The organism is Nostoc sp. ChiQUE01b (assembly GCF_034531255.1).
GTDB lineage: Bacteria > Cyanobacteriota > Cyanobacteriia > Cyanobacteriales > Nostocaceae > Nostoc.
The window spans coordinates 16,099-38,852 of the sequence record NZ_JAVRBM010000083.1; the positions used below are offsets into that span (position 1 = coordinate 16,099).

Below are 22,754 nucleotides of genomic sequence, written 5' to 3' on the forward strand. Positions count from 1 at the left end.
TTGACAATCGCGAGAATGAAACGGCTCATCTCTAGGATGCGATGTAAAGCCTGGAAAATCTTTCCAGAATTTCTTCCATGTTATTGATGACCAGTAGAATTTGTTGTTGGTGTAGATGGGTAGCTAAAGAGCATTGTTGCTGCACTTGCATCAATTCATGTTCATTCTTGAAATTATCTAAAAGTTTGTCCCAAGGTAGCACCTGAGAGCTAGTTGACCAGATTGGGAAATCTTTTAAATGCAAAGGAACTAAATAGTTAATCAGTGCGATCAGAGTTTTATCAAAATTACTGAGTTCCGGCGGAAGAGACTGAGTTAGACGAATCAGTTGGTCAATCTGAATCTGAAGTGTATAGTAATCCTCATATCTCCTTTGAGCGATCAACTGACTAGTAAAGGTGAGAAAAACAATTAACACCCCCAATAAAGCAGCTAGGGACTGGGATACAGCAGAAAAGAATTCAATCGCTACCTGTTTAGGTACTGTCAGCCAGGGGGCGTTTTCCCGGATCGAAAAAACCAAGGTGGTAACAAATACAAATCCAACGATCGCGAGCTGATGATGAGTAACAATAGCTATGACTGTCCGTACTAAACGAGTGTTACTAAGTTGAACCAGGATTTGCAGACCTGGGACTGGTTCACAAATTTCAAGTCGTTGGGCTTTGCGGGTTGGCATGATAAAAAACTATAGTTCCTGACTTGAAAGAGCAGGGGGAGCAAGGGAGGCAGGGGGAGAAAGAGACTTCATGCTTGGCGGTGAAACTTGTTTCATTGGGACTGCCTCCTGCCTCCTTCATTCCCCACGCTGCAAACTCAGATGATTGGCCCCAGACTGAATCAATTTGGTTAGGTTAGCAACGGCGCTAGCATACTGAGGATCGGCTAATGTGCCCAAGGTTTGGTTTTGCACTAAGGCTTTTTGTTGTGCCTCGGTTAACTCCACGTTAATATCTGGGGCAATGCCGACATGATTGATATCTCGACCTTTCGGTGTGTAGTATTTGGCGATCGTTAGTTTCAGCCCCGAACCATCCTCTAGTGGCTCTACGGCTTGAACTAAACCTTTACCGAAAGTGCGAGTCCCTACTAAGGTGGCGCGGCGATCGTCTTGCAGCGCTCCCGATAGAATTTCACTAGCACTAGCAGATCCCTTATCGACGAGTATCACTAAGGGTTTGTCGGTGAGAGGATGTCCCGATGCATCGTAGCTTTCTTTCACTTGATCTCGATTTACCAAAGACACGATCGCCCCTTGCTTCAACCACATACTGGCAATTTGCAAACTCGCATCCAGCAGTCCACCTGGATCGGAACGCAGATCCAAAACGTAGCCCTGCACCTGCTGTTTTTCTAATGCTTGAATTGCCCGATGCATCTCGGCGGGGGCAGTTTGCGTAAACTCTGGCAAACGAATGTAACCAATCTTGCCTGCTGTTGTTGTTTGCGTGTTGTAAATTACAGGATGGATAGCAATATTGGCGCGAGTAAGTTTGAAAGTTTGCGATTGGCTACCCCGTTGAATCATGAGTATTACCTTGGTTCCCACGGGCCCCAGAATCCGCTTCACCGCATCCTCAATTTTCATCCCCTGAGTTTTTTGACCGTTAATTTGGACAATTACATCGTCCGGCAAAATACCCGCTTTAAAAGCAGGGGTTCCTTGAATTGGGGCGACAACAGTTAAGGCTTTAGTTTTTTCATTCTGTGCCAATTCCAGCCCTACGCCACTGAGGTTGCCAGAAATATCGTTATTTAGGGCTTTAAAATCTTGTGGATCGAAAAACTCGGTGTAGCGATCGCCTAATTTCGCTACCATTTCTTGAATTGCTCCATAAGCCTCTTTCTGGGAACTATAGGAACGGTTAATATACTGCTGTCGAATTGCTTGCCAATCTTGATGGTTAAAGCTGACATCAACATAATTTTTATCTAGGATTTGCCACACCTCATCCACCATTTTTTGGGGGCTATTTTGGGGTTTACCTAAAGCTTTAGAAGCGTAAAAACTACTTCCTACAAGGATTGCTGCAATAGCAGCCAGTTCTATCTTGACGAGAAATTTTTGTTTAAACATACTTTTCTTGAAGAAGAATAAAGAATTCAGAATCCAGAATCCAGAATGTAATCAATAAAGGCTTGAATGAATACCCTAGTTGCAGATAATTCCTTCTAAATTCTCACAGATGAATCCTGAATTTTGTTTTGATAAAACTACTAGTACGGCAGAAATGAATCACTCATTTGAAAAGTCTATAACCCTTATGCAATCATAATTACGAATGACAAATGACAAATGACAAATGACCAATGACAAATGACAAATTACGAATTATCTTGAGATTTTCCTTTGCGGTGGGGATAGGCAGTTTTAAAAATATCCTGAATTTTAGTCTTTTGTTCAGCGGTAAGATTCAGGCTCAACACTGCTTTACGCATTTTTTCACCTTGTTGTAATTTCGTTGACAATTCCTTTACCTGATCTGGGGTGAGAACTGCCTCAACTTGCTTGCGAATTTCTTCACGCTTCTGGGCACGTTCTGGCGTATTCGCTCCCGGAGAGTTTGTCGTAGAAGTAGAAGTATTAGATACCTTTGTCCCAGAGTCATCCCCTTGAGATACATCTGGAGACTTAGAACTGCTGCAACCTGTCATTCCTCCAATTAGGATAGTTGCAAATAGCAGGCTTGGTAAAATTATCTGTTTTTTAATCATTTACTTCTCTTGTTTTTGTTGTGTGTAATTACGAATAACTGTTTGGAAGATGTTTGAAAAGTCGCTGCTTTACTTACACAAGCTAATCTTAAAAGTTAGAATCAGTTTGCACATGAGCTAGAATTCCTAACCTGACCAGTAAAAAAGTACTCAAGTTATTGTGACTTTTTTCCTAATTTAGAAATAGTTAATTAGTCGGAACGGCTCTACCGATACTAAAGACAGATTCGTTATATAGAGGAGTAATGGGGACTGGGGATTGGGGACTGGGAAAAAAAATATGAGTAAGATTTGATTGGGGTCTGAATTCTCATTAAAATCTTCCCAATCCCCAATCCCCTAGTCCCCAATGCAATATTTCCCTATAAATCTGAATTCTCATTCAAATCTTCCCAATCCCCAGTCCCCAATCCCCAATCTCCAGTTCAATATTTACCTCTAAAATTGTGAAAATACCTATGGTTTTGTTAGAAAGACCATTGAGTTGGAACAGTTCTATGGTTCGCTTGATCTACCCATCTTTCCGTTTGTTGCTTTACCTAGAGTGGCTGTTATTAGCCACGGCAGTGTTCATGGAAGTTCTGCTGCCATTTGAGTTATCCTGGTCGTTGCTGCTACGAGTTCTGGCGATCGCAACTTTTAGCTTGATGGGCTTGAGACTACCAATGGTTCGGCTGGAAACAAAATTACTTTATACAGCCCTGGAATTCGGTTTAATTTGGCTACCAGCGACTCAACATAGCTTATCTCCTCGCTCCGTTTTGTTGCTGTGTCTGGTACTGGTGATGCGGAGTTGTCTGATATTTAAGCGATCGGGACAGTTGGTTATCTTGATTTTATCTCTGCTATCTCATGGAATACTGCTTTTGTCAAGACCCATTGAACCTGAGAATTTTATGCGAGATAAGATGATCGCCATGTCCAGGGATTGGCGATTAAGTAATATATTATTGTTTAGCTTAACGTTAGTATTCGCTTTATTGTTAATTAATGCCCTGCTTGCAGAGCGCCAAAGTCGAGAGCAGTTAGAAATTGCCCATCAGCAATTAGAGAGAACCAATCAACAACTGTACCAGTATGCCCTGCGGATTGAAGATCAGGCAACCTTGCAGGAACGCAACCGAATTGCCCGCGAAATTCATGATGGGTTAGGACACACTCTCGCCGCCCAAACCATTCAGATTAATAATACTCTGTTGTTTTGGCAATCAAATAATGATAAAGCGTTGACATTTCTCAAACAGGCAAAAGAACTGGGGGCTGAGGCGCTGCTAGAAATTCGGCGATCGCTTTCGGTTTTGCGTTCAAATCCTTTACAAGGGCAATCTCTCAAATCAGCCATTGAAAAGCTACTGACAGATTTCCAGCAAACCACAGGTATTGAACCGTCCTGTAAAATCGATGTACCGCAGACTTTACCAACAGAAGTAAACACAGCTCTCTACCGCATTGTGCAAGAATCATTAACAAATATTTGCAAACATGCCGAGGCAACGAGTGTCATCGTTAGACTACTGGCTCACGCTGGGATGATTCATCTGTCAATCGAAGATAATGGAAAAGGGTTTAACCCCACTCAAAATACTACCGGCTTTGGACTACAAGGGATGCGAGAACGGGCGGTTACACTGGGCGGTCAATTGAATGTCTACAGTCAACTAGGAACTGGTTGCTGTATTTCTGTTTCTTTGCCACTATCAAAGCTTTTGTTATAGGGCTTTTCAAGTAATTGAATTACCTACTCCCCATTCCCTACTCCCTACTCCCCATCTCAGTTATGATTCGGATTTTATTAGTTGACGATCAGCATCTTATTCGCCAGGGACTTAAGAGTATGCTTGAGTCGAATGACCAGATGCAGGTAATCGGTGAGGCGGAGAATGGGCAACGGGCGCTCGAACAGATTGCCGCATTGCAACCCGATATTGTGCTAATGGATATCCGAATGCCCGTAATGGATGGAGTTGCCACCACAAAAGCGATCGCTCAACAATATCCTGACATTAAAGTTCTCGTCCTCACCACCTTCGATGATGATGAGTATGTTTTCCAGGCGATGCGGCTGGGTGCAAAGGGCTATTTGCTCAAGGACACCGAACCAGATGAACTAATGTTGGCAATTCGATCCGTCTACAAGGGACAAACCCTACTTGGGCCAGGATTGTTTGAGAAAGCACTCACGCCGATTACTGCGCCTGTCGCATCTGTGCAAACTCCTCCAGAATTAGCGCAACTCACAGCCAGAGAATTAGATGTATTGCGGTTAATTGCTTGTGGAGCTAATAACCGTGAAATTGCTGAATCGCTGTTTCTTTCAGAAAACACTGTTAAGAATTATGTTACTAATATTCTGAGTCGGTTGAGTTTACGCGATCGCACTCAAGCCGCTTTGTTTGCCCATTCGTTGTTTAGTGGACTTAAGTAGAGTCTACTTGGGCTGCACATTGTATAGCAGGAGGCAGCTTTGCTGGAGGCAGGAGGTAAAAACATTACTCTTCCTGACATTCACGCTTGTCATTATGTCTTAACCTATATGACTACGGCTATATATTAGACCTCTTGCAAAAGTCCCCTAACACCCCACCCCGCGTCCGGGGAACTCGGGGCCCCCTCTGGGGATTAGGGACAGGGAGAATTTGACGTAAGTCAAAGGCGGGGTGGGGTTCTTTTTTTGATTTATGCAAGAAGTCTATTAATGCACAACAACTGAATATAGATATTTTGACATACCCTTTCAGGGATAATTCTTGTTATACAGCAGCCTACAGGGAGAACTAAATATGACATCTCCAGAAACGGTTATATGGCTACAAGAACGCACCTCTTTAGGAATTCTCTCACCGGAAGTGTTAAATGCGATCGCTCAAGTAATTGAAGAACAAATTGTGCCCGCCGAAACTGACTTAGTTAGTGAAGGCAATTCTCCAGAAGCCCTTTATATTCTTGTAAAAGGTCAACTCGAAAGCAATACCACCAATCAAAGCAACCCAGCTTTAGCTTGTGGATTTCTCCCAGGTGCAGTGATTGAACTCAAAGAATTGCTGTTGGAAGAATTAACTCCATTCACAATTACTACAGTAACCGAATGTCACTTGTGGGTTGTGCCTGCTGCTAAATTTCGGGAATTAGTCAGCCAATACTCCGAAATTGCTCAGGCTTTTTCGCGCCAATTGGCTCAAGAATTAGCTCAAGCCACATCTGCACTTGGCTATGAACAAGAACGTTCTATTGCCTTGCGGCCATATTTAGTCACCAAAGCGCAACGGGGAATTGTCGGTACAAGTCGCTATGCTGTGCGGCTACGGGAGCAAATTCGAGAAGCCGCTGCTGACCGCAAATCAGTGGATATTTTCGGAGAACCAGGGTTAGAAAAAGACAATATAGCAGCTCTCATCCACTTTGGTTCTCCCAAACGGCGAGAACCAATTATTAAACTAAATTGTGGTATTCTCCAAACGAGCGGTGCAGATTTATTCGGTCGCGCTGGCGGCAAACCAGGATTGTTGGAATGGTTGGGAGAAGGTACTCTAGTTTTCAACAACATTCAAGAATTGCCCGAAGAATTATTACCTCCTGTAACCCAGTTGCTCAAAACTGGCACATATAGCCCCGTGGCTCGTTCTGGAGAAGCAGCACCTGAACCTCGCCCCAGTAAAGCCAGAATTCTGATTGTTTCAGAAAAAACTCAGCCGACAATTGAACGCTGTATTGGTCACATTATTAAAGTACCACCGCTACGGGTGCGCAAAACCGATATTCAGACACAAGTCGAATATTATACCAATCTTTATACACGCTCTAGAGGCATTTCTAAACCGCACATTACCCCAGAAGCTTTGCGTCGCCTCCAGTCGTATGATTTTCCTGGCAACCTCAGGGAATTGAAAAATCTGGTAGAAAGAGCGATCGTCCAAGCTGAGGATGCCAATGAATTAACAGAAGAAATTTTCTGGCCAGCCGAAACAAAGAAAAAACGATTTCGGGTGAATCTGTTAAATGCCTCTCCTCGTTTACGGCGGTTTTTACGTAGTCCCTGGTGGCCCGATCGCATTAATTATGGTTTTACTGCAACGGCTTTTGCGATTATTCTGGCAGTGTTATTTATTGGGCCGCAAACCCGCGATCGCAATTTCGTCTTAAATCTATTTTGGGCTTGGTGGTGGCCTTTCTTCTTATTTCTCTTTCCCTTTTTGGGACGTATCTGGTGTTCTGTTTGTCCGTTCATGATTTACGGGGAAATCACCCAAAAGCTCTCTTTATGGCTGTGGCCTCGAAAACTCAAGCGCTGGCCGAGAGAACAAGCTGAGAAATGGGGCGGATGGTTTCTCTTTGGGTTATTTACCCTAATTTTCTTATGGGAAGAACTCTGGCATTTAGAAAATACAGCTTACCTCAGCGCTTGTTTGCTGCTGTTAATTACTGCTGGGGCGATGATTTTCTCGGCTATTTTTGAACGACGGTTTTGGTGTCGTTATCTGTGTCCCATCGGCGGCATGAATGGTTTATTTGCCAAACTTTCAATGACGGAACTCCGGGCACAGCAAGGTATTTGTTCTGCCAGTTGCACCACTTATCAGTGTTATAAAGGTGGGCCGCAAAAGGGCGAAGGGTTGGAAACCAATGGATGTCCTTTATACTCACACCCAGCGCAGTTAGAAGATAACCGAGATTGCGTACTGTGCATGACTTGCCTTAAAGCCTGTCCCCATCGTTCCGTTGAGTTCAACTTGCGTCCCCCTGGTATTGAACTGTGGACAACTCATGTACCCCGCAGCTATGAAGTAGCATTATTGTTTTTGCTGTTGGGTGGGATATATCTACATCGCTTGCCAGAGTTGCAATCTTGGTTGGGGCTGCAACTGGATTTAACTGATTTTTGGCAGCACTTGGGATTATCGCTGCTAGTGTTAATTATTCCAGCAGCTTTTACCTTCGCGGTTTATAGCTCGATCCAAGTGTTCAATTTTAACCGTAAGCCGCGATCGTTTATAGAACTCACTTATGGCTACCTACCATTAGTGTTGGGGGGCAACTTGGCTCACTATCTACGTTTGGGGTTAGGCGAAGGCGGGCGGATTTTACCTGTTACCTTTGCTACTTTTGGCTTGAGTGGGGAACAATTGCCAATATTGGTTGCTCACCCGGCTGTGATTGACTTTTTGCAAGGTACAACAATAATTTTCTCCGTGTTGCTGACGATATTATTAACGCAAAAAATTGCCAAGCAACCACTGCGATCGCTGATGCTGCAACACCTAGCAGCGATCGCTTTGGGAGTTAGTATGTGGGCAATTATCGTCTCTTAAGCTTCACATCTTTCACCAGGCGGTTTCTAATCGCCTGGGCTAGATGCAAAATGTGAGTTAAGAACATTCTTCCCTACGAACGTGATAGAAAATACTTGTATGATTTATGATTTTTGACTCATAGTATAAGGATTACAGATAATGCACGTTCTAAAAAAATCCATCAAACCAGCAACTTATATATCGTTCCTCCATATCTACCAAACGACTTGGGGCACTGCTGGTGATATTTGTTTAATCCGTGAATCTGTAGCTAATGATAGTACATCAAAGTTTATCGGGCACAAAATCCAACTAGCAATTCCAAAAGGGTTGGAGCGCGATCGCATCGCCAACTGTCCGATCATCAAAGTTGCAGGTAATGTCGGCGACGGACATCCTAAAGAGCATCCGTTGGAATGGGAAGTTTATGAAGGTGTAAATCCAGAAATAGCTCTAGCGGCTCTCAAACCTTGGGGCTTCAAGTTAATTGAGCTTTAATGTGGCAATCTGACAAGCTCAACTCCCTTTCGTTCTTCTGAAACTATTTTTCCCCTAGCGCCATTAGACATTGGCTCAAATGGAAAAATTCATCTAATAGACATAGGAGTGAAATTAATTATGCGTTGCGCGAAATCCTTGGTAGGTATAATTCATAAATTGTATCTACGTCATTTTCACTCCTACGTCTAATGTACTGAACCAGGTTTCTAAATCCGCGTAGTTTACCGCCGTAGGCATCGCCTGAAAATCCAACAATGCTTCAGCAAGATTTTCTAATTGTTCTAAAGAGAGAGTTTCAATCCGCTCTAGCACCTCTTGGGGTAATTCTCCCACCCGTCGAGTAAGCTGACGAAGAATCAGCGCTCGTTCTCGTTGTTCGCCGCGTTGTTCGCCTTCAGCGGGAATTTCTTGAAAAATTATTGCGAATTGCGAATGGGAACAAGCGAATTGGAAATGACTCATTGCCAAACACAGACATAGGCAATTTCTGAAGCATCCCACTTTCTCGTTGAGCGGTGGTCAACATTGGTCGGGGATGCTTTCGTCATTGCCCCAAAATTCATCTCATCGCTCCCGCGTCAGCGGTAAGCGAGAGGCTTCTTTTGGAATTAGCTAAATATCGCAAATATTTTCCTCTAATGAATCGTTTACTGATGTTACTTCCTTCTCTATGGGATTGCGATCGCTTGGCATTAGTTAAATTCCGTTAACTCTAAAAAATTAAGGTATATATAATGTTTTTCTTTGGCATTGAACATGAAGTCGCTTTCTTGAACAATGAGGGAAAGTTTGCTGATTTTTCCCACACTAAATTTGCTGATTTCAATCAAATTATTGAAAAGCTACCTACATACCCCAGTGACTATCCTCAACTCCGCGTCGGTGATGCGGGTATTAAGATGAAAAGATGGTACATTGAGGGATTTGAAAGATTTGCGGATTCTGATCAAGTGATAGATTGTCATGTTAAAGGTATTGAAATTAGAACAACTATTCATTCTAATATTCAAGGTGCTATTACTGAATTATCAGAAAGTTTTGACTTGCTACGCAAGGTGGCTGCTGACTTTGGCTTATCACCAGTTTTGGTTAGTTTCAATCCCTACAATCCAGCTTTTGAGCCTCAACCCCCATTAAACAATTATGAAATCAAACAGCTAGAAGCTTATCCTGACGAACAAACTGCTAATATTCACATGGTATCTTATGGGCCAGATTTAAATATTTCAGTGGCAGATTTGTCAACTGAAGATGTAATTGATATTGGCAGAAAGTTAACTTATTACAGTCCCTATATTGTTCCTTTTAGTTATAGCTCTCCTTTTTATAATGGAGGTTTATGGGATGGATTATCGGTACGAACATTTATCAGAACTGGAAAAAGACCAGCTACTCTGGTTTTTGTTCAAAAAAAAGAACAACTGATTCATAGCATACCTGCCTTAACAAAAATTGCCCGGATTCCGGCTGAAGTAGGACGCATTGAATTTAAAGCTTGTGATAGTTGTGATGATTTTTTAATCTATGCGGCTTTGCTGATATTATTGAAAGGTTTGGTGTTAGATGAAACCTTACTGGGTAGAGCAACTGTACCCGATGCAGCATTACACCAACTTTCTGCAAAAGAAGCGTTTGAAAACGAAGATATTTTTGAGAATGCGGCAAAAGTCTTGCAAGCAGCCGAAGTTGCTTTAGGAGATGACCCAGATGTTCATTATTTAATGCCCTTAAAAGTACTGCTGGCAAAGCGAAAAACAAGATCCCATGAATTAATAGAAATGTTCCATCACCTAAGTTCAATAGAAGAGGTAATAAGGAAGACTTATCAAGTTTAAAGAAAAGATTTATTTTTCTCCTTTTATGAAAGGGGATTAAGGAGAATCTTTATATAAATTCATACTTTACAAATATCCTCTCAGGTGCATATTACTTAAATTCCTTTGATTGGATAAAGTCGAGCTAACTGAAGATAAATAGTGCAACCATTAACCTGCCAAAACTAGATTAAGTCGATATACCTAGAGACTGATTTTATTGCAACTAAAGATGCAGTCAACTTCATTCTAGAGATTGATGCAGACGTTAGCTTTTTCAAAGTAAAAGTGTAAACAGGGAACCGAAAACGAAGAATTTCAATTATGAAATCTAATGATTTGATTTTGCCAAAGAGTTAAGGTGGTATTTGCTTATTATCCCTTACTAACCCAATGCAGAAAGACAAAATAGATTTCTTCGTCAGGTTCGTTTTTCAAGAACTTCTAAATTGAAGCGGAGCTTGCCAGTTTTATTATTGCTTAAAATTGCTAAGTAAAGGTATATACTTCGCTCTTTCAGTAAAAGTTCTGCGTTGTAAAAGCTGTTATTGAGGATTTCCAATGAAGATGATTACTTCTGTTTTATCTGTTTTACGTCCAGTACGTTTTCTAGTAGTGGCTTTTACTTGTGCCCTAGTCTTATTATCTAATGCTTTTCCTGCTTTTGCAATCGATAGCTACCAAAGTAATCCCACCGAAGGTACTACACAACTACTTGACATTCAGCGCAAAACTGATGAAGCTGCTAAAGAACCACCACAAGGATTGAAAGAGGTTCAAAAGGAGTCCAACAAAGGACTTAATGAAGTTCAGGGAGCGGCTGATATTGACAAGCAAAAGAGTCCTGAAAATTCACAGGGTGCAACCTCAGTGGAAGAAAAAGCAAAGAGTTTCTTGGACAAAGTTACAGGTAAGTAACAGAGTTAATACCTTGGTAATTTTTTGCTAGTAATGGGTGATTGCGTAAAAGCAGTGACCCATTGCTACTTTTTAATATGACGATCGCAACTTACAATTAAATAAAAAAATATGTTCATCCGTATTAAGGTGTAAGTATAGCTATGCAATGTGATAATTAATCTAAACTCATGAATGCTTCCTTTGGTTGATGCGGATTATGTGGAAAATTTGGCAAATTAATAGATAAGTTTGCTTAGGGATGGAAAACAATGCGTGCGATAAACATTGGTTTGACAGACGAACAGCGTCAAGGTGTAATTAATCTGTTGAATCAAGATTTGGCAGATGCCTATTTACTGTTGGTGAAAACCAAAAAGTACCACTGGGATGTGGTTGGCCCTCAGTTCCGCTCTTTGCACCAGCTTTGGGAAGAACACTACCAAAAGCTGACTCTAAATATTGATGCTTTGGCAGAGCGGGTTCGTGCTTTGGGCGGTTATCCAGTTGGCTCTTTGGAGGGATTTCTCAAGATTGCTACCCTCAAGGAACATGCTGGTAATGTGCCCACTGCAACAGAGATGGTAGCTAATTTAGTGGACGATCACGAGCAGGTTATTCGTAATTTGAGAGACCATGTAGATCAGTCTGGTGAAAAGTTCCACGATCAAGGAACTGCCGACTTTTTGACTGGACTACTCGAACAGCATGAAGAGATAGCTTGGATGCTCCGTTCATTTATTGAAGGCGAAGCAATAGATGCAGATGGTAGACAGCCAGCAGCAGGGGCTAAGACTCCCGTAGGTGTATAACTCATACTCAGACATCTGAGTTAAGGATGGCTGGATATGAAATCAATTGAGGGAGGATCTGATTCTTCCCTCAATTGATGTGAAAGAATTAATCTGCCTGCATCTACTCATTCACCCTGCCAGTTTTGGATTTTGGAATTGAACAGAATGCCAGAAGATAAAGTGGCTATCTATCAAACTCGCTTACAAGCTGGCGAATTTTTCGTGATGGCAGAAGTTCCGAGCGCTCGCAGTGGCGAATTTCAATTCCTGCTCAAAATGTTCTTGACTTAAACCCTTGCTGAGGACAGTATTCTTGCTGCGAGAACTGCCTTCACCCTTGGCGTTAGCCTCTCCCTTTGGGAGAAGGGGAGATGCTAAAAGCGATCTATCTGCCTCCTGTCTCTCTTGTTAAACTACTCTGCAAGACTAGATATCAGAGATTTATAACAAATAAATTATCCAATATTGTGGGGTGGGCTTTTCGGTCTATCTCACAAAAAGTAAGTATATTGGCAATAATATTAAAAAGTATGTATATATTAATACGTATTTAGACAGGCGATCGCATTTAGATAGAAATTGCGTAGCTCTGGGCCTAGTTTGCATAACTTTGGGTACATTACTGTAAATGCGCTGATACTTTAATTTTCCCTCTTCATAAATTCCGCAAAAACACCGTTACGCTATTTGTGCTTGTGATCAAAACTTAGAGCATCCAGTTTATTAGGGCGTATTTATGACCAACCCTGTAAAGACGGTTATCCAAGTCAATCTGAAGATGGCTTTAGAAGTAGCTCAAGAATTGGAGCAAGCTCCATACACTCAACTCGGTGTTTATTGTTTGGAAATTTTACGAGAAATCGGCTGTCCTGGTACTGAACTCCCTGTTAACTTACAAACTCGCGATCAGCAGCTAAACTTCATTACAGGCTTTGCATCTTATGCTTTTGGGGAGGTACAAAGTGTATAAAGTATTAATTGATGATATATTTTCTGATTCAGAAGGAACAGAAGAAACTACTTTTCCTGCCACAGATGAAGATTTATTAATCTTAACAGAAAAATTTTTAGGGTTTGAAATTCCCTCAAAGGTTTTCTTGCAAGCTATAGCTATTGCTGATTACGACGGTGCAGCTGCTTTTCGCTACGTTGATAATTATTTGATTAATCTCAAAAATAAGAAGAAGCCTAAGCAGAAGAAATTACTTGTGTTAGGTTGTTCGACTAGATTTGACAATAATTGACGATTGAGGTAGCAAATTCAACACTAAACTATGAGGCATACTTTCTTTTTTTGGTTGTAGACTGAGTGCTTCTAGACTCTACAGTGAACTCAGGAATTTCCTGGAGTTCAGTTTCACTTAAACTATACTGTTCACAAACTAAACTTAAGCGATTTCCTGGGGTTTTGACAGCATTAACCGAATGGGTTAAATCACCTTGAAAATAGACTAAAGTATTGAATTGGGGCTTAATTTGCCCAAGTTGGCGTTTGTGCGATCGCAATACCAGTTCTCCTCCTTCCATATCTGCTGGTACGCGCACATAGAGAACACTGACAACTGTAGGCGGTTCAATGGTTTTGGAGTAGGAACGTAAAGAGCGATCGATATGCGGATCGACGCGGGAGCCTTCTTTGAGTTGTAAAGGATTGAGGTAAAAAGCATTACAATTCGGCTGGAGAGCTAAATCTAGGTAAGGCTTGAAGTAGGGAAACTGCTGTTCTACTTTCGGTAATCCAGAACGCTGAAATACTACAGAAAATCCTTTAGTGGCGACAAAATCGCGGTTGAGGTTGTTGATTGCAAAGTAAGGACAAGCTTGGATTTCTCCCCACAAGTTGTTTAGGTAATCGCTGGGGAAGGCGTTGGTTTGTTGTTGATAGTATTTCACGATAGATGTGGGGAGCGTACAGAACTAACAGGGGTTAAAAATTGTAGCCTAATTTGTGACCCTAGAAAAGGTTAAAGACTATAGTAAAATCCTTTTAAACTGAAATAATGTGCGCGATCGCCTGAAGCAAAAACTCCTCACCCTCTGCCAGTTGTATGATGTCGAAACCAAGTCTTAACTCTTGTGGGGCGGGTATTTTGCCTGCTCTGTTAATTATTTAGTTAATATTCTTGAATGACGAAAACTTGTTGGCTAGATTTAGGCTGATTCTGCTTTTTAACTCGAATAAGGCGATTTTTCATGTCCTCTATTTGTTGAAGATAGGTGTAGAGAGCATGTGTTTGTCCTGTGTAGTCTCTGTCAGTTTTACAAATGATTATGCCTTGGTGAAAAATAACGGTACGGTGTAGGGCGATAAAGTCTTCACGGTTGAGGGTAATGACGACTCGCTGGTTTTGGGTTGCAAAGGTGAGAACATCTTCATCCGAGATTCCTAGATTAGCTTGTCCGGCTTCTTGAGAGGTGAGGACATCATAACCATACTGGCAAAGTTCTAGCACCATATCCATTGGAAAGTTCTCGTTGGAGTAAAGCTTAAGCATTATCGTCCTCATTGATAGCCGCCAGCACACAATTTAATTCTTCCTCGTGCTGTGCATAGTATGCCCATGCTGCCGTTAAATCATCTTTGGTGAGGGTAGGATAATTACGCAGCAATTCTGCATCATCTGCTCCTTGCTGGCGGAAAGCGACTAGTGTCCACACAGGAATGCGGGTGTTACGAATGCGTGGTTGTCCACCGCAAACACCTGGAGTTAATTGAATTGCCATACTGTTGAGGCGTTCTTGCAGTAAAAGACGTTCTTCTAGAGTGAGGGAGGTGATGATTTGCAGCAGTGAATCGACCAATCGTGTGTTCATTTGTTTCTGCAATCCTCTACTTAGCGCAAAATCTGGTCAATCATCCGGTTGGCTTGCGAACTATAACCGCCACCAAATAAATTGAAGTGATTCAAAATGTGATACAGGTTATAGAGCGTTTTTCTGCGTTCATAGCCTACATCTAAGGGAAATATCTCGTTGTAACCCTTATAAAACGCTGCGGGAAAACCACCAAACAATTCTGTCATGGCGATATCAACTTCTCTATCTGCAAAATAAGTTGCTGGATCAAATATCACTGGTTCCCCTGATGCAGTACACCCAGCATTTCCGCCCCATAAATCGCCATGTACTAAAGAAGGTTGCACCTGACGATTCGCCAATAGTTCAGGGATAGCTGTTAATAACTTGTCTTGTTGGGGAAAATTACCTCCTCGTCGCCTTGCCAACTGAAATTGATAACCCAAACGATGTTTAATATAAAATTCTGTCCAGTCTGCTGTCCAAGTATTGATTTGAGGCGTGGAACCAATGGTATTGTTAATTTTCCAACCAAAACCTTGACTATTGCTAGCTTTATGCATTGCTGCTAACTTGCGTCCCATTTCTTGCCATGAATTGCTGTTACCGCTACCAAGTTCCAACCATTCCAGGACGATGTAGCTAGAATTATCAGCAGTACTCCAGCAAATTGGTTTGGGAACGCGAATACTAGTTGTTGCGATCGTTTCCTCTAAACCCAACGCCTCAGCTTCAAACATCGCAACTTGGGATGCTTGGTTTAGCTTGACAAAATAGGTAATCTCACCATTAGAGACAGCATAACCTTGGTTGATGCACCCGCCACCAACCGATCGCCGTTGCTGACTCTGAAATTTTTCGCCAGTTACCTGGCTAATATGGGTGTCGATTTGAGTCCACATTGTTGAATAAAAGTTAAGAGTTAGGAGTTGAATAAAAGTTAAGAGTTAGGAGTTAGGAGTGAGGAGTTGAATAAAAGTTAAGAGTTAGGAGTGAGGAGTGAGGAGTTGAATAAAAGTTAGAGTTGAAAAGTGAGGAGTCACAATCATGGCTTTTTACTCATAATTCCTAACTCCTAACTCCTAACTCATAACTCCTAACTTTGTAATGCCCCATTTTTACGGCTTGACGAAAACTACACCATAAGCATCTGGAGATAGATACTCTTTGGCTGCTTGCATCAAGTCTGTTGCATCTTGGCTCTGAATGATTGCTGGGTAGTTAAAGGCGGGTTCCAAATCTCCTAGCAAAGATTGATAATAACCATACAACCCAGAGCGATCGCTTGGTGTTTCGTTACCAAATATAAATCTATTAGCGACTCGCCGCTGCACACGAGCTATTTCTGATTCTGTTACCAACTCTGTTTGTATTTTGCCAATGTGTTGAGCGATCGCATCTTCTACAACTGGTAAATTTTCCACTGCACATTTAGCTGAAATATAAAATATCCCTTGTAGCTCGTTGCTCATGTTGCTCACAGAAATTGAAGAAACTAATCCCCGTTCTTCCCGTAAATCCCTCACCAGTCTTGATGTCCGTCCGTGTCCTAAAATTCCAGCTAAAACATCCAATCCATAGGTGCGATCTAACTGGGTCATTCCTGGAACCCGCCAAACCATCACTAGCCTTGCTTGTTGCAGACTTTCATCGATAAATTCTCGACGGACAATTTCTGTAAATGGTGACTCAGGATTCAGGGGGGAGTGGACAGAGAAGCGATTAATCGCGTCTGTACTGGGGATGGTGGGGCCCCTGAAGGGGATAAGGGGTAATGGGGAAGGTGGAGTCCCCTCTGGGGATAAGGGGTAACGGGGAATGGCTTTTGTAAATCCTTCCGCAACAGTTGCAATTAATTCTTCCACAGGCAAATTGCCCACAGCCACGGCAGTAATTGCCTGGGGTTGATACCAATTAGTATGAAAATCTCGCATCTGCTGGGGTTTAAGTCCGGCAATCACCGATTCTGGCCCCAATACTGGACGGCGATAGGGTAGACGATCAAAGGCTGTCTCCATCGCCCGCCGATATGTACGCCGCTGGGGATTATCCTCTGAACGCCTAATTTCTTCCAAAACTACCAATCGCTCGCATTCAAAGGCATCATCAGGAATACTCGCATTCGATACTACATCTATTTGTAGTGGCGCAAGCTCGGCAAAATCTTTTGGTGCAGTAGTTATATAGTAATGAGTATAGTCTTGGCTAGTAGCGGCGTTGGTGAGAGCACCCCGTTCTTCAATTCGACGTTCAAATTCGCCACTAGCCAGTCGTTCTGTTCCTTTAAAAATCATGTGTTCTAAAAAGTGAGCCATGCCGTTAATAGCATCAGATTCTACAGCAGAGCCAACTTTTATCCATAAGTTAAGGTTTACGGCTTCAACTGGCATTTGCTCGGCAATGATTGTCAAACCATTGGGCAACTGGTGCAGCGTTGGAGCATTGAGACGGGGAAATTTCCGCACGGTTGAGGTCATTGCTACTTGTGTGTGAGGAGCATGTTACTCTTTTATCTTATCTGCGACTCTAAAATAAGCACTGCGATCGCTTTACGAGGTTGTCCCAAATTGCTGTAAACTTGGGCAAGTTCTGACTTCATGCGTCCCACTTACTGGATATTTTCTACCGTGCTATGGTCATTAATGGCTGCCATAGGGATGCGATCGCTGCTTTATTTTCTCCTATTTGTTGGTAAGCACGCGCCAAATTTTCATTCACAACCGCCGTAAATTCTGGATTATTTTTATCCTGATTTAATGCCTCTTCCCAATGTTTGATCGCATTAAAAAAAAATTTCGGCATCATAATCTTTAATTCCTTCTTCAACTAGTGCAGTGACATTTGGAGTTTGTGCAGATACGAGTTGTCCAAACAAAAGACATATTAGTAATGTCGTCAAAAATAATATTTGAATAAATCTGTGATGCCGATTTGGTTTTTGGTGTTGCTGAGTAGAGAAATAGATTAGCCTCTTGCAGAGGTTCCCGATTTCCAGAAACATCTGCATCCACCGACGCGCAATGAGTAATATTTTGAGGTATTTATTTTTGATATTCATATTTTTACATATAGAGAAAATAGTTATTTAACGCCGTGTGCGACTTTCTTTCAAACCTAACCCCCAACCCCTTCCCTACAAGGGAAGGGGAGCAGGAATCAAAGCCTCTCGACCTTTCGGGGAGAGGAATGGAAGTGGGGTTTTAAGAATAAATCGCACATTGCGTTATTTAGCTTTTAATGTTTAAATTACCAGAAATCAGCATTAAAAACTGAAATTTTCAAAAGTGTGCATTTTTCTGCAATTTATCTAAGTACAGAAGAAACTCTTTTACTGATATTCTGGAATGATGCTTTCACCTCGACCTGTTATAACAGAGCAAGAATATTCAGATCAGCTATATCGGGGATTTTATTTTAATTTTATCAAGGAAAATTACTTATGAATAAAGCACATCATACCCAAAAAGCCAGTATTAAAAGTCTTCTTTATTTATGCCTAATATCGACTGCATTCAGCCAAGCAATGCCCGCCTCAGCACAAATCACGCCCGATAACAGCCTTGGTGCAGAAGCTTCTCAACTCAATCCAAATGTGTTAATTAATGGCGTACTGGGCGACAAAATTAACGGTGGTGCAATACGCAAAAGCAATCTTTTTCATAGTTTCAGCGAGTTTAATATCCAAGATGGGCAACGAGTGTATTTTGCCAATCCAACTGGAGTAGAAAATATATTGACGCGGGTAACAGGTGGGAATGCATCGAATATTTTCGGGACTTTGGGCGTTGATGGTGCAGCAAATTTGTTTTTGATTAATCCTTCGGGGATTTTGTTTGGGGAGAATGCGCTGTTAGATGTGCAGGGGAGTTTTGTCGGGACAACAGCCAATGGAGTGCAGTTTGGTAATCAGGGGATTTTCAGTGCGACAAACCCCCAAGCGCCACCATTGTTGACGGTAAATCCTTCGGCGTTGTTTTTTAATCAGATTAATCAAGGTGCAGGGATTCAAAATAACTCAGTTGCACCAGCAGGAATAGACCCAGCAGGTTTAAATGCATTAGGTTTACGAGTAGGAGATGGTAAAAGTTTGCTGCTAGTGGGCGGTAATGTCAGCATGGATGGGGGACGATTAAATGCTTATGGTGGAAGGGTTGAGTTAGGAGGATTAGCAGCACCTGGAAATGTCAATCTTCTTTTTAATGAAGATAATTTTAGCTTGAAATTTCCTCTTAATGTGACTCGTGCTGAGGTATCGCTTACCAATCAAGCACGTATATCTGTAAAAGCTGCTGGTGGCGGTGATATTGCTATCAATACCCGAAATATAGAGATATTAGGCAAAAGTGTCCTTTCTGCTGGTATCGCTGAAGGTTTGGGGACACCTGAGACTGTTGCAGGGGATATTACGCTAAATGCTACCGGGGAAATCAAAATTGCAGGTACTGAGAGCGGAATTTACAATTTAGTGCGCTTGGGATCAAAAGGCAATGGGGGCAATATTACTATTGACTCCGGTTCATTCTCGTTAAAAGACGGCGCTCAACTTTCTGCCTCAACTTATGGACAAGGAAATGCGGGGAATGTAACAGTCCGGGCACTTAATAATGTTGACCTTGTAAACGCTGACATCTCCAGTACAGTGTCAGCCGGAGGTATAGGTAAGGGAGGCAACATCGATATCAATGCTGCAACTTTGTCACTTACTGATGGCGCTCAACTGGGAACTGCTACTCGTGAAGTATCTGATACCCAGCCAGCAGGACGGGGAGATGCAGGGAATGTCAATGTTAATGTTACTGACACTGTTAATATTAGTGGTGAGAAAAATGGTAGTTACAGTGGGATTTTCAGCTATGTTGACACAGGAACAGTTGGCAATGGGGGTAATATTACTATTGACTCCGGTTCATTCTCGTTAAAAGACGGCGCTCTACTTTCTGCCTCAACTTACGGACAAGGAAATGCGGGGAATGTGACAGTACGGGCACTTGATGCTGTTGACCTTGTAAACGCTGACATCTTCAGTACAGTGTCAGCCGGAGGTATAGGTAAGGGAGGCAACATAGATATCAATGCTGCAACACTATCACTAGTTGATGGCGCTCAATTGCTAACCATTACTCGTGAAGCATCTGATACCCAGCCAGCAGGACGGGGGGATGCGGGGAATGTCAATGTTAATGTTACTGACACTGTTAATATTAGTGGAGAGAAAAACGGTTTTATAAGTGGGATTGGCAGCTTTGTGGGAACAGGCACTGTTGGCAATGGGGGTAATATTACTATTGACTCCGGTTCATTCTCGTTAAAAGACGGCGCTCTACTTTCTGCCTCAACTTACGGACAAGGAAATGCGGGGAATGTGACAGTGCGGGCACTTGATGCTGTTGACCTTGCAGGTAAGGCTTCCATCTCCAGTACAGTGTCAGCCGGAGGTGTAGGTAAGGGCGGCAATATTAACATCAATGCTGCAACCCTATCACTAATTGATGGCGCTCAACTGCAAACTGCTACTCGTGAAGCATCTGATACCCAGCCAGCAGGACGGGGGGATGCGGGAAATGTCAATGTTAATGTTACTGACACTGTTAATATTAGTGGTGAGAAAAATGGTAGTTACAGTGGGATTTTCAGCTATGTTGACACAGGAACAGTTGGCAATGGGGGTAATATTACTATTGACTCCGGTTCATTCTCGTTAAAAGACGGCGCTCTACTTTCTGCCTCAACTTACGGACAAGGAAATGCGGGGAATGTGACAGTGCGGGCACTTGATGGTGTTGACCTTGCAGGTAATGCTTACATCTTCAGTACAGTGCAAGCCGGAGGTGTAGGTAAGGGCGGCAACATTGATATCAATGCTGCAACACTATCACTAATTGATGGCGCTCTATTGCTAACCTTTACCGATGAAGCATCTGATACCCAGTCAGCAGGACGGGGGGATGCGGGGAATGTCAATGTTAATGTTACTGACACTGTTAATATTAGTGGAGAGAAAAACGGTTTTATAAGTGGGATTGGCAGCTTTGTGGGAACAGGCACTGTTGGCAATGGGGGTAATATTACTATTGACTCCGGTTCATTCTCCTTAAGCGATCGCGCTCAACTTTCTACCTCAACTTATGGACAGGGAAATGCGGGGAATGTGACAGTAAGTGCAAAAGATGCTGTTTCCCTTGCAAACGCTGGTATCCTCAGCGCGGTGGGAGCTAGAGGTGTGGGTAAGGGTGGCAATATCGACATCAATGCTGCAACCCTGTCACTTACTGATGGCGCATTCCTTGCTGCCTCAACTTTAGGAGTGGGGAATGCGGGGAATGTGACAGTAAATACAAAAGATGCTGTTTCCCTTGCAGATGCTTACATCCTCAGCACCGTACAAGCAGGAGGTGTAGGCAAGGGTGGCAATATCTACATCAATGCTGCAACCCTGTCACTCATTGATGGCGCTTCACTCAGCAGCTTTACTAGTAGTACATTTAATAGCCGACCAGCAGGAAGAGGGGATGCGGGGAATGTCAATGTGAAAGTAACAGGTGCTGTTGATATTGCTGGGAGTGTAATTTTCAGCAGTGTGGAAACAGGAGGAGTTGGCAATGGGGGTAACATTACTATCGATTCTAGTTCATTCTCATTACGAGACGGCGCTGTACTTGTTGCCTCAACTTATGGACAGGGGAATGCGGGGAATGTCAATGTGAAAGTAACAGGTGCTGTTGATATTGCTGGGAGTGTAATTTTCAGCAGTGTGGACACAGGAGGAGTTGGCAATGGGGGTAACATTACCATCGATTCTGGCAACTTCTCATTACGAGACGGCGCTGTACTTGCTGCCTCAACTTTGGGACAGGGAAATGCGGGGAATGTGAGAGTGAGTGCAAAAAATGCTGTTTACCTTGCAAACGCTGGTATCTTCACCACGGTGGAAGCAGGAACAGTTAGCAATGGGGGTAACATTGAAATCAACTCACCTAAAATTACCTTAGACAACCAAAGTGGACTCAGCGCGGAATCTGCATCCGGTAATGCTGGTAACATCAACGTTAACAGTGACTTACTCTTACTCCGTCGTGGCGCTCAAATTTCCACCAGCGCCGGGACAGCGCAATCAGGTGGCGATGGCGGTAACATCAATATCAACTCGAAGTTTATTGTTGCAATTCCCAACGAAAACAGCAATATCAGCGCTAACGCCTTTTCGGGAACTGGTGGAAACATCCAAATCAACTCGCAAGGTATCTTCGGTATTGAGTCGCGGCCAAAACCAACCGAAAAAAGCGATATTACTGCAAGTTCAGAATTAGGGATTTCCGGTGTAACAAATATCAATACACCCGATAACAGTTCTATTCAAAACAGCCTCACTGAATTACCACAAAATGCGATTGATACCAACGCACTTATTGCCAATAGCTGCATTTCACGCGGCACCAAACGACAAGAAAACTCCTTTACCATTACAGGTTCTGGTGCTATAACTCCCAATCGTCCTGGGGTTTTGGTTTCAAACTACACAACTGGCGAGGTGAGAGGTGTCGAAATTACATCTCATCGTCCTTGGAAAAAAGGCGACCCGATTATTGAACCGCAAGGATTGTATCGATTACCCAATGGGCAATTAATTTTGAGTCGAAGTTGTTCGTGAATATAAATGCACATATTGGGACAATCTGGCTTGCAGTTTTCTGCAAAATGCTATGCACCATCATGCGATCGCACTGTTACCCCTTCCCCTTTTCCCCTTTTTGGTAAACAAGCTAGGGACGGGCAGCCCCGAAGTAACGCTGTATAAGTCGAAACCTCTACGCTACTTGGAGAAATCCTAGTAGGGCAAGTTGCGACGTAGATTACAGAATCCCCGTCCGCGACGGTCGGGGAGTGTCAATTAAACCAACGTGAGTTCGACGGAACTAAAAAATGGCAGGAGGTAGTGCAGGCAAATCTTT

General features: G+C 42.7%; 20 protein-coding genes and 1 pseudogene. 11 read left to right on the forward strand and 10 right to left on the reverse strand.

Annotated elements, in window-relative coordinates:
• Positions 1-31 precede the first annotated feature (31 nt).
• The 3 genes from RMY63_RS33715 to RMY63_RS33725 all read right to left on the reverse strand — a co-directional run bounded on the left by RMY63_RS33715 (position 32) and on the right by RMY63_RS33725 (position 2,715).
• Positions 32-679 (reverse strand): hypothetical protein, encoded by a 648-nt coding sequence (locus RMY63_RS33715; RefSeq protein ID WP_322732874.1) that lies wholly within the window; start codon positions 677-679, stop codon positions 32-34.
• A gap of 117 nt (positions 680-796) precedes the next feature.
• A complete protein-coding gene (locus RMY63_RS33720; protein ID WP_322732875.1) occupies positions 797-2,077 on the reverse strand; it encodes a S41 family peptidase in 1,281 nt (426 codons plus the stop codon).
• A gap of 248 nt (positions 2,078-2,325) precedes the next feature.
• Positions 2,326-2,715 carry a hypothetical protein gene (locus RMY63_RS33725; RefSeq protein WP_322732876.1) on the reverse strand — a complete coding sequence of 130 codons (390 nt, stop codon included), beginning with the start codon at positions 2,713-2,715 and terminating at the stop codon, positions 2,326-2,328.
• A gap of 497 nt (positions 2,716-3,212) precedes the next feature.
• Here RMY63_RS33725 and RMY63_RS33730 point away from each other — a divergent pair, with 497 nt between their 5' ends.
• From RMY63_RS33730 to RMY63_RS33745, 4 genes are all read left to right on the forward strand, one after another.
• Positions 3,213-4,430, forward strand: a complete 1,218-nt coding sequence (locus RMY63_RS33730) for a sensor histidine kinase (RefSeq protein ID WP_322732877.1) — start codon at positions 3,213-3,215, stop codon at positions 4,428-4,430.
• A 62-nt stretch (positions 4,431-4,492) separates the two neighbouring features.
• Positions 4,493-5,140, forward strand: coding sequence for a response regulator transcription factor (locus RMY63_RS33735; protein ID WP_322732878.1), 648 nt, complete (start codon positions 4,493-4,495; stop codon positions 5,138-5,140).
• 355 nt (positions 5,141-5,495) lie between these two features.
• Positions 5,496-8,021: a cyclic nucleotide-binding domain-containing protein gene (locus RMY63_RS33740; RefSeq protein ID WP_322732879.1), complete on the forward strand. Its 2,526-nt coding sequence runs from the start codon at positions 5,496-5,498 to the stop codon at positions 8,019-8,021.
• Between the two features lie 141 nt (positions 8,022-8,162).
• Positions 8,163-8,501: a hypothetical protein gene (locus RMY63_RS33745; RefSeq protein ID WP_322732880.1), complete on the forward strand. Its 339-nt coding sequence runs from the start codon at positions 8,163-8,165 to the stop codon at positions 8,499-8,501.
• 165 nt (positions 8,502-8,666) lie between these two features.
• Here RMY63_RS33745 and RMY63_RS33750 read toward each other — a convergent pair.
• Positions 8,667-8,927 (reverse strand): annotated as a pseudogene (locus RMY63_RS33750) (DUF4351 domain-containing protein); the annotation flags it as partial.
• 311 nt (positions 8,928-9,238) lie between these two features.
• Here RMY63_RS33750 and RMY63_RS33755 point away from each other — a divergent pair.
• The 6 genes from RMY63_RS33755 to RMY63_RS33780 all read left to right on the forward strand — a co-directional run bounded on the left by RMY63_RS33755 (position 9,239) and on the right by RMY63_RS33780 (position 13,253).
• Positions 9,239-10,339, forward strand: coding sequence for a glutamate-cysteine ligase family protein (locus RMY63_RS33755; RefSeq protein ID WP_322732881.1), 1,101 nt, complete (start codon positions 9,239-9,241; stop codon positions 10,337-10,339).
• A gap of 540 nt (positions 10,340-10,879) precedes the next feature.
• Positions 10,880-11,236, forward strand: coding sequence for a hypothetical protein (locus RMY63_RS33760; RefSeq protein WP_322732882.1), 357 nt, complete (start codon positions 10,880-10,882; stop codon positions 11,234-11,236).
• 251 nt (positions 11,237-11,487) lie between these two features.
• Positions 11,488-12,027, forward strand: coding sequence for a Dps family protein (locus RMY63_RS33765; protein WP_322732883.1), 540 nt, complete (start codon positions 11,488-11,490; stop codon positions 12,025-12,027).
• Between the two features lie 147 nt (positions 12,028-12,174).
• Entirely contained in the window at positions 12,175-12,300 is a 126-nt protein-coding gene (locus RMY63_RS33770) for a hypothetical protein (RefSeq protein WP_322732894.1), read from the forward strand.
• Between the two features lie 445 nt (positions 12,301-12,745).
• Complete coding sequence (locus RMY63_RS33775; RefSeq protein WP_322732884.1) at positions 12,746-12,979, forward strand: hypothetical protein; 234 nt, start codon at positions 12,746-12,748, stop codon at positions 12,977-12,979.
• Positions 12,972-13,253 (forward strand): hypothetical protein, encoded by a 282-nt coding sequence (locus RMY63_RS33780; protein WP_322732885.1) that lies wholly within the window; start codon positions 12,972-12,974, stop codon positions 13,251-13,253. The genes RMY63_RS33775 and RMY63_RS33780 overlap by 8 nt, the downstream gene beginning before the upstream one ends.
• 28 nt (positions 13,254-13,281) lie before the next feature.
• Here the strand turns inward: RMY63_RS33780 and RMY63_RS33785 are convergent, their stop codons facing one another.
• From RMY63_RS33785 to RMY63_RS33810, 6 genes are all read right to left on the reverse strand, one after another.
• Entirely contained in the window at positions 13,282-13,902 is a 621-nt protein-coding gene (locus tag RMY63_RS33785) for a 2OG-Fe(II) oxygenase (protein WP_322732886.1), read from the reverse strand.
• Positions 13,903-14,123: 221 nt separating this feature from the next.
• The gene (locus tag RMY63_RS33790) at positions 14,124-14,504 is read right to left on the reverse strand and encodes a DUF5615 family PIN-like protein (protein WP_322732887.1); all 381 of its coding nucleotides are present in this window, start codon (positions 14,502-14,504) and stop codon (positions 14,124-14,126) included.
• Entirely contained in the window at positions 14,497-14,823 is a 327-nt protein-coding gene (locus RMY63_RS33795; protein ID WP_322732888.1) for a DUF433 domain-containing protein, read from the reverse strand. The genes RMY63_RS33790 and RMY63_RS33795 overlap by 8 nt, the downstream gene beginning before the upstream one ends.
• Positions 14,824-14,843: 20 nt before the next feature.
• On the reverse strand, positions 14,844-15,707 hold the full coding sequence (locus tag RMY63_RS33800; protein ID WP_322732889.1) for a fructosamine kinase family protein: 864 nt from the start codon (positions 15,705-15,707) through the stop codon (positions 14,844-14,846).
• A 216-nt stretch (positions 15,708-15,923) separates the two neighbouring features.
• The gene (locus RMY63_RS33805) at positions 15,924-17,282 is read right to left on the reverse strand and encodes a pitrilysin family protein (RefSeq protein ID WP_322732890.1); all 1,359 of its coding nucleotides are present in this window, start codon (positions 17,280-17,282) and stop codon (positions 15,924-15,926) included.
• Positions 17,283-17,427: 145 nt separating this feature from the next.
• Positions 17,428-17,610 carry a hypothetical protein gene (locus RMY63_RS33810; protein ID WP_322732891.1) on the reverse strand — a complete coding sequence of 61 codons (183 nt, stop codon included), beginning with the start codon at positions 17,608-17,610 and terminating at the stop codon, positions 17,428-17,430.
• A gap of 634 nt (positions 17,611-18,244) precedes the next feature.
• On the opposite strand from RMY63_RS33810, the gene RMY63_RS33815 reads away from it, so the two are divergent.
• Positions 18,245-22,453, forward strand: a complete 4,209-nt coding sequence (locus tag RMY63_RS33815) for a filamentous hemagglutinin N-terminal domain-containing protein (RefSeq protein WP_322732892.1) — start codon at positions 18,245-18,247, stop codon at positions 22,451-22,453.
• Positions 22,454-22,754 lie beyond the last annotated feature (301 nt).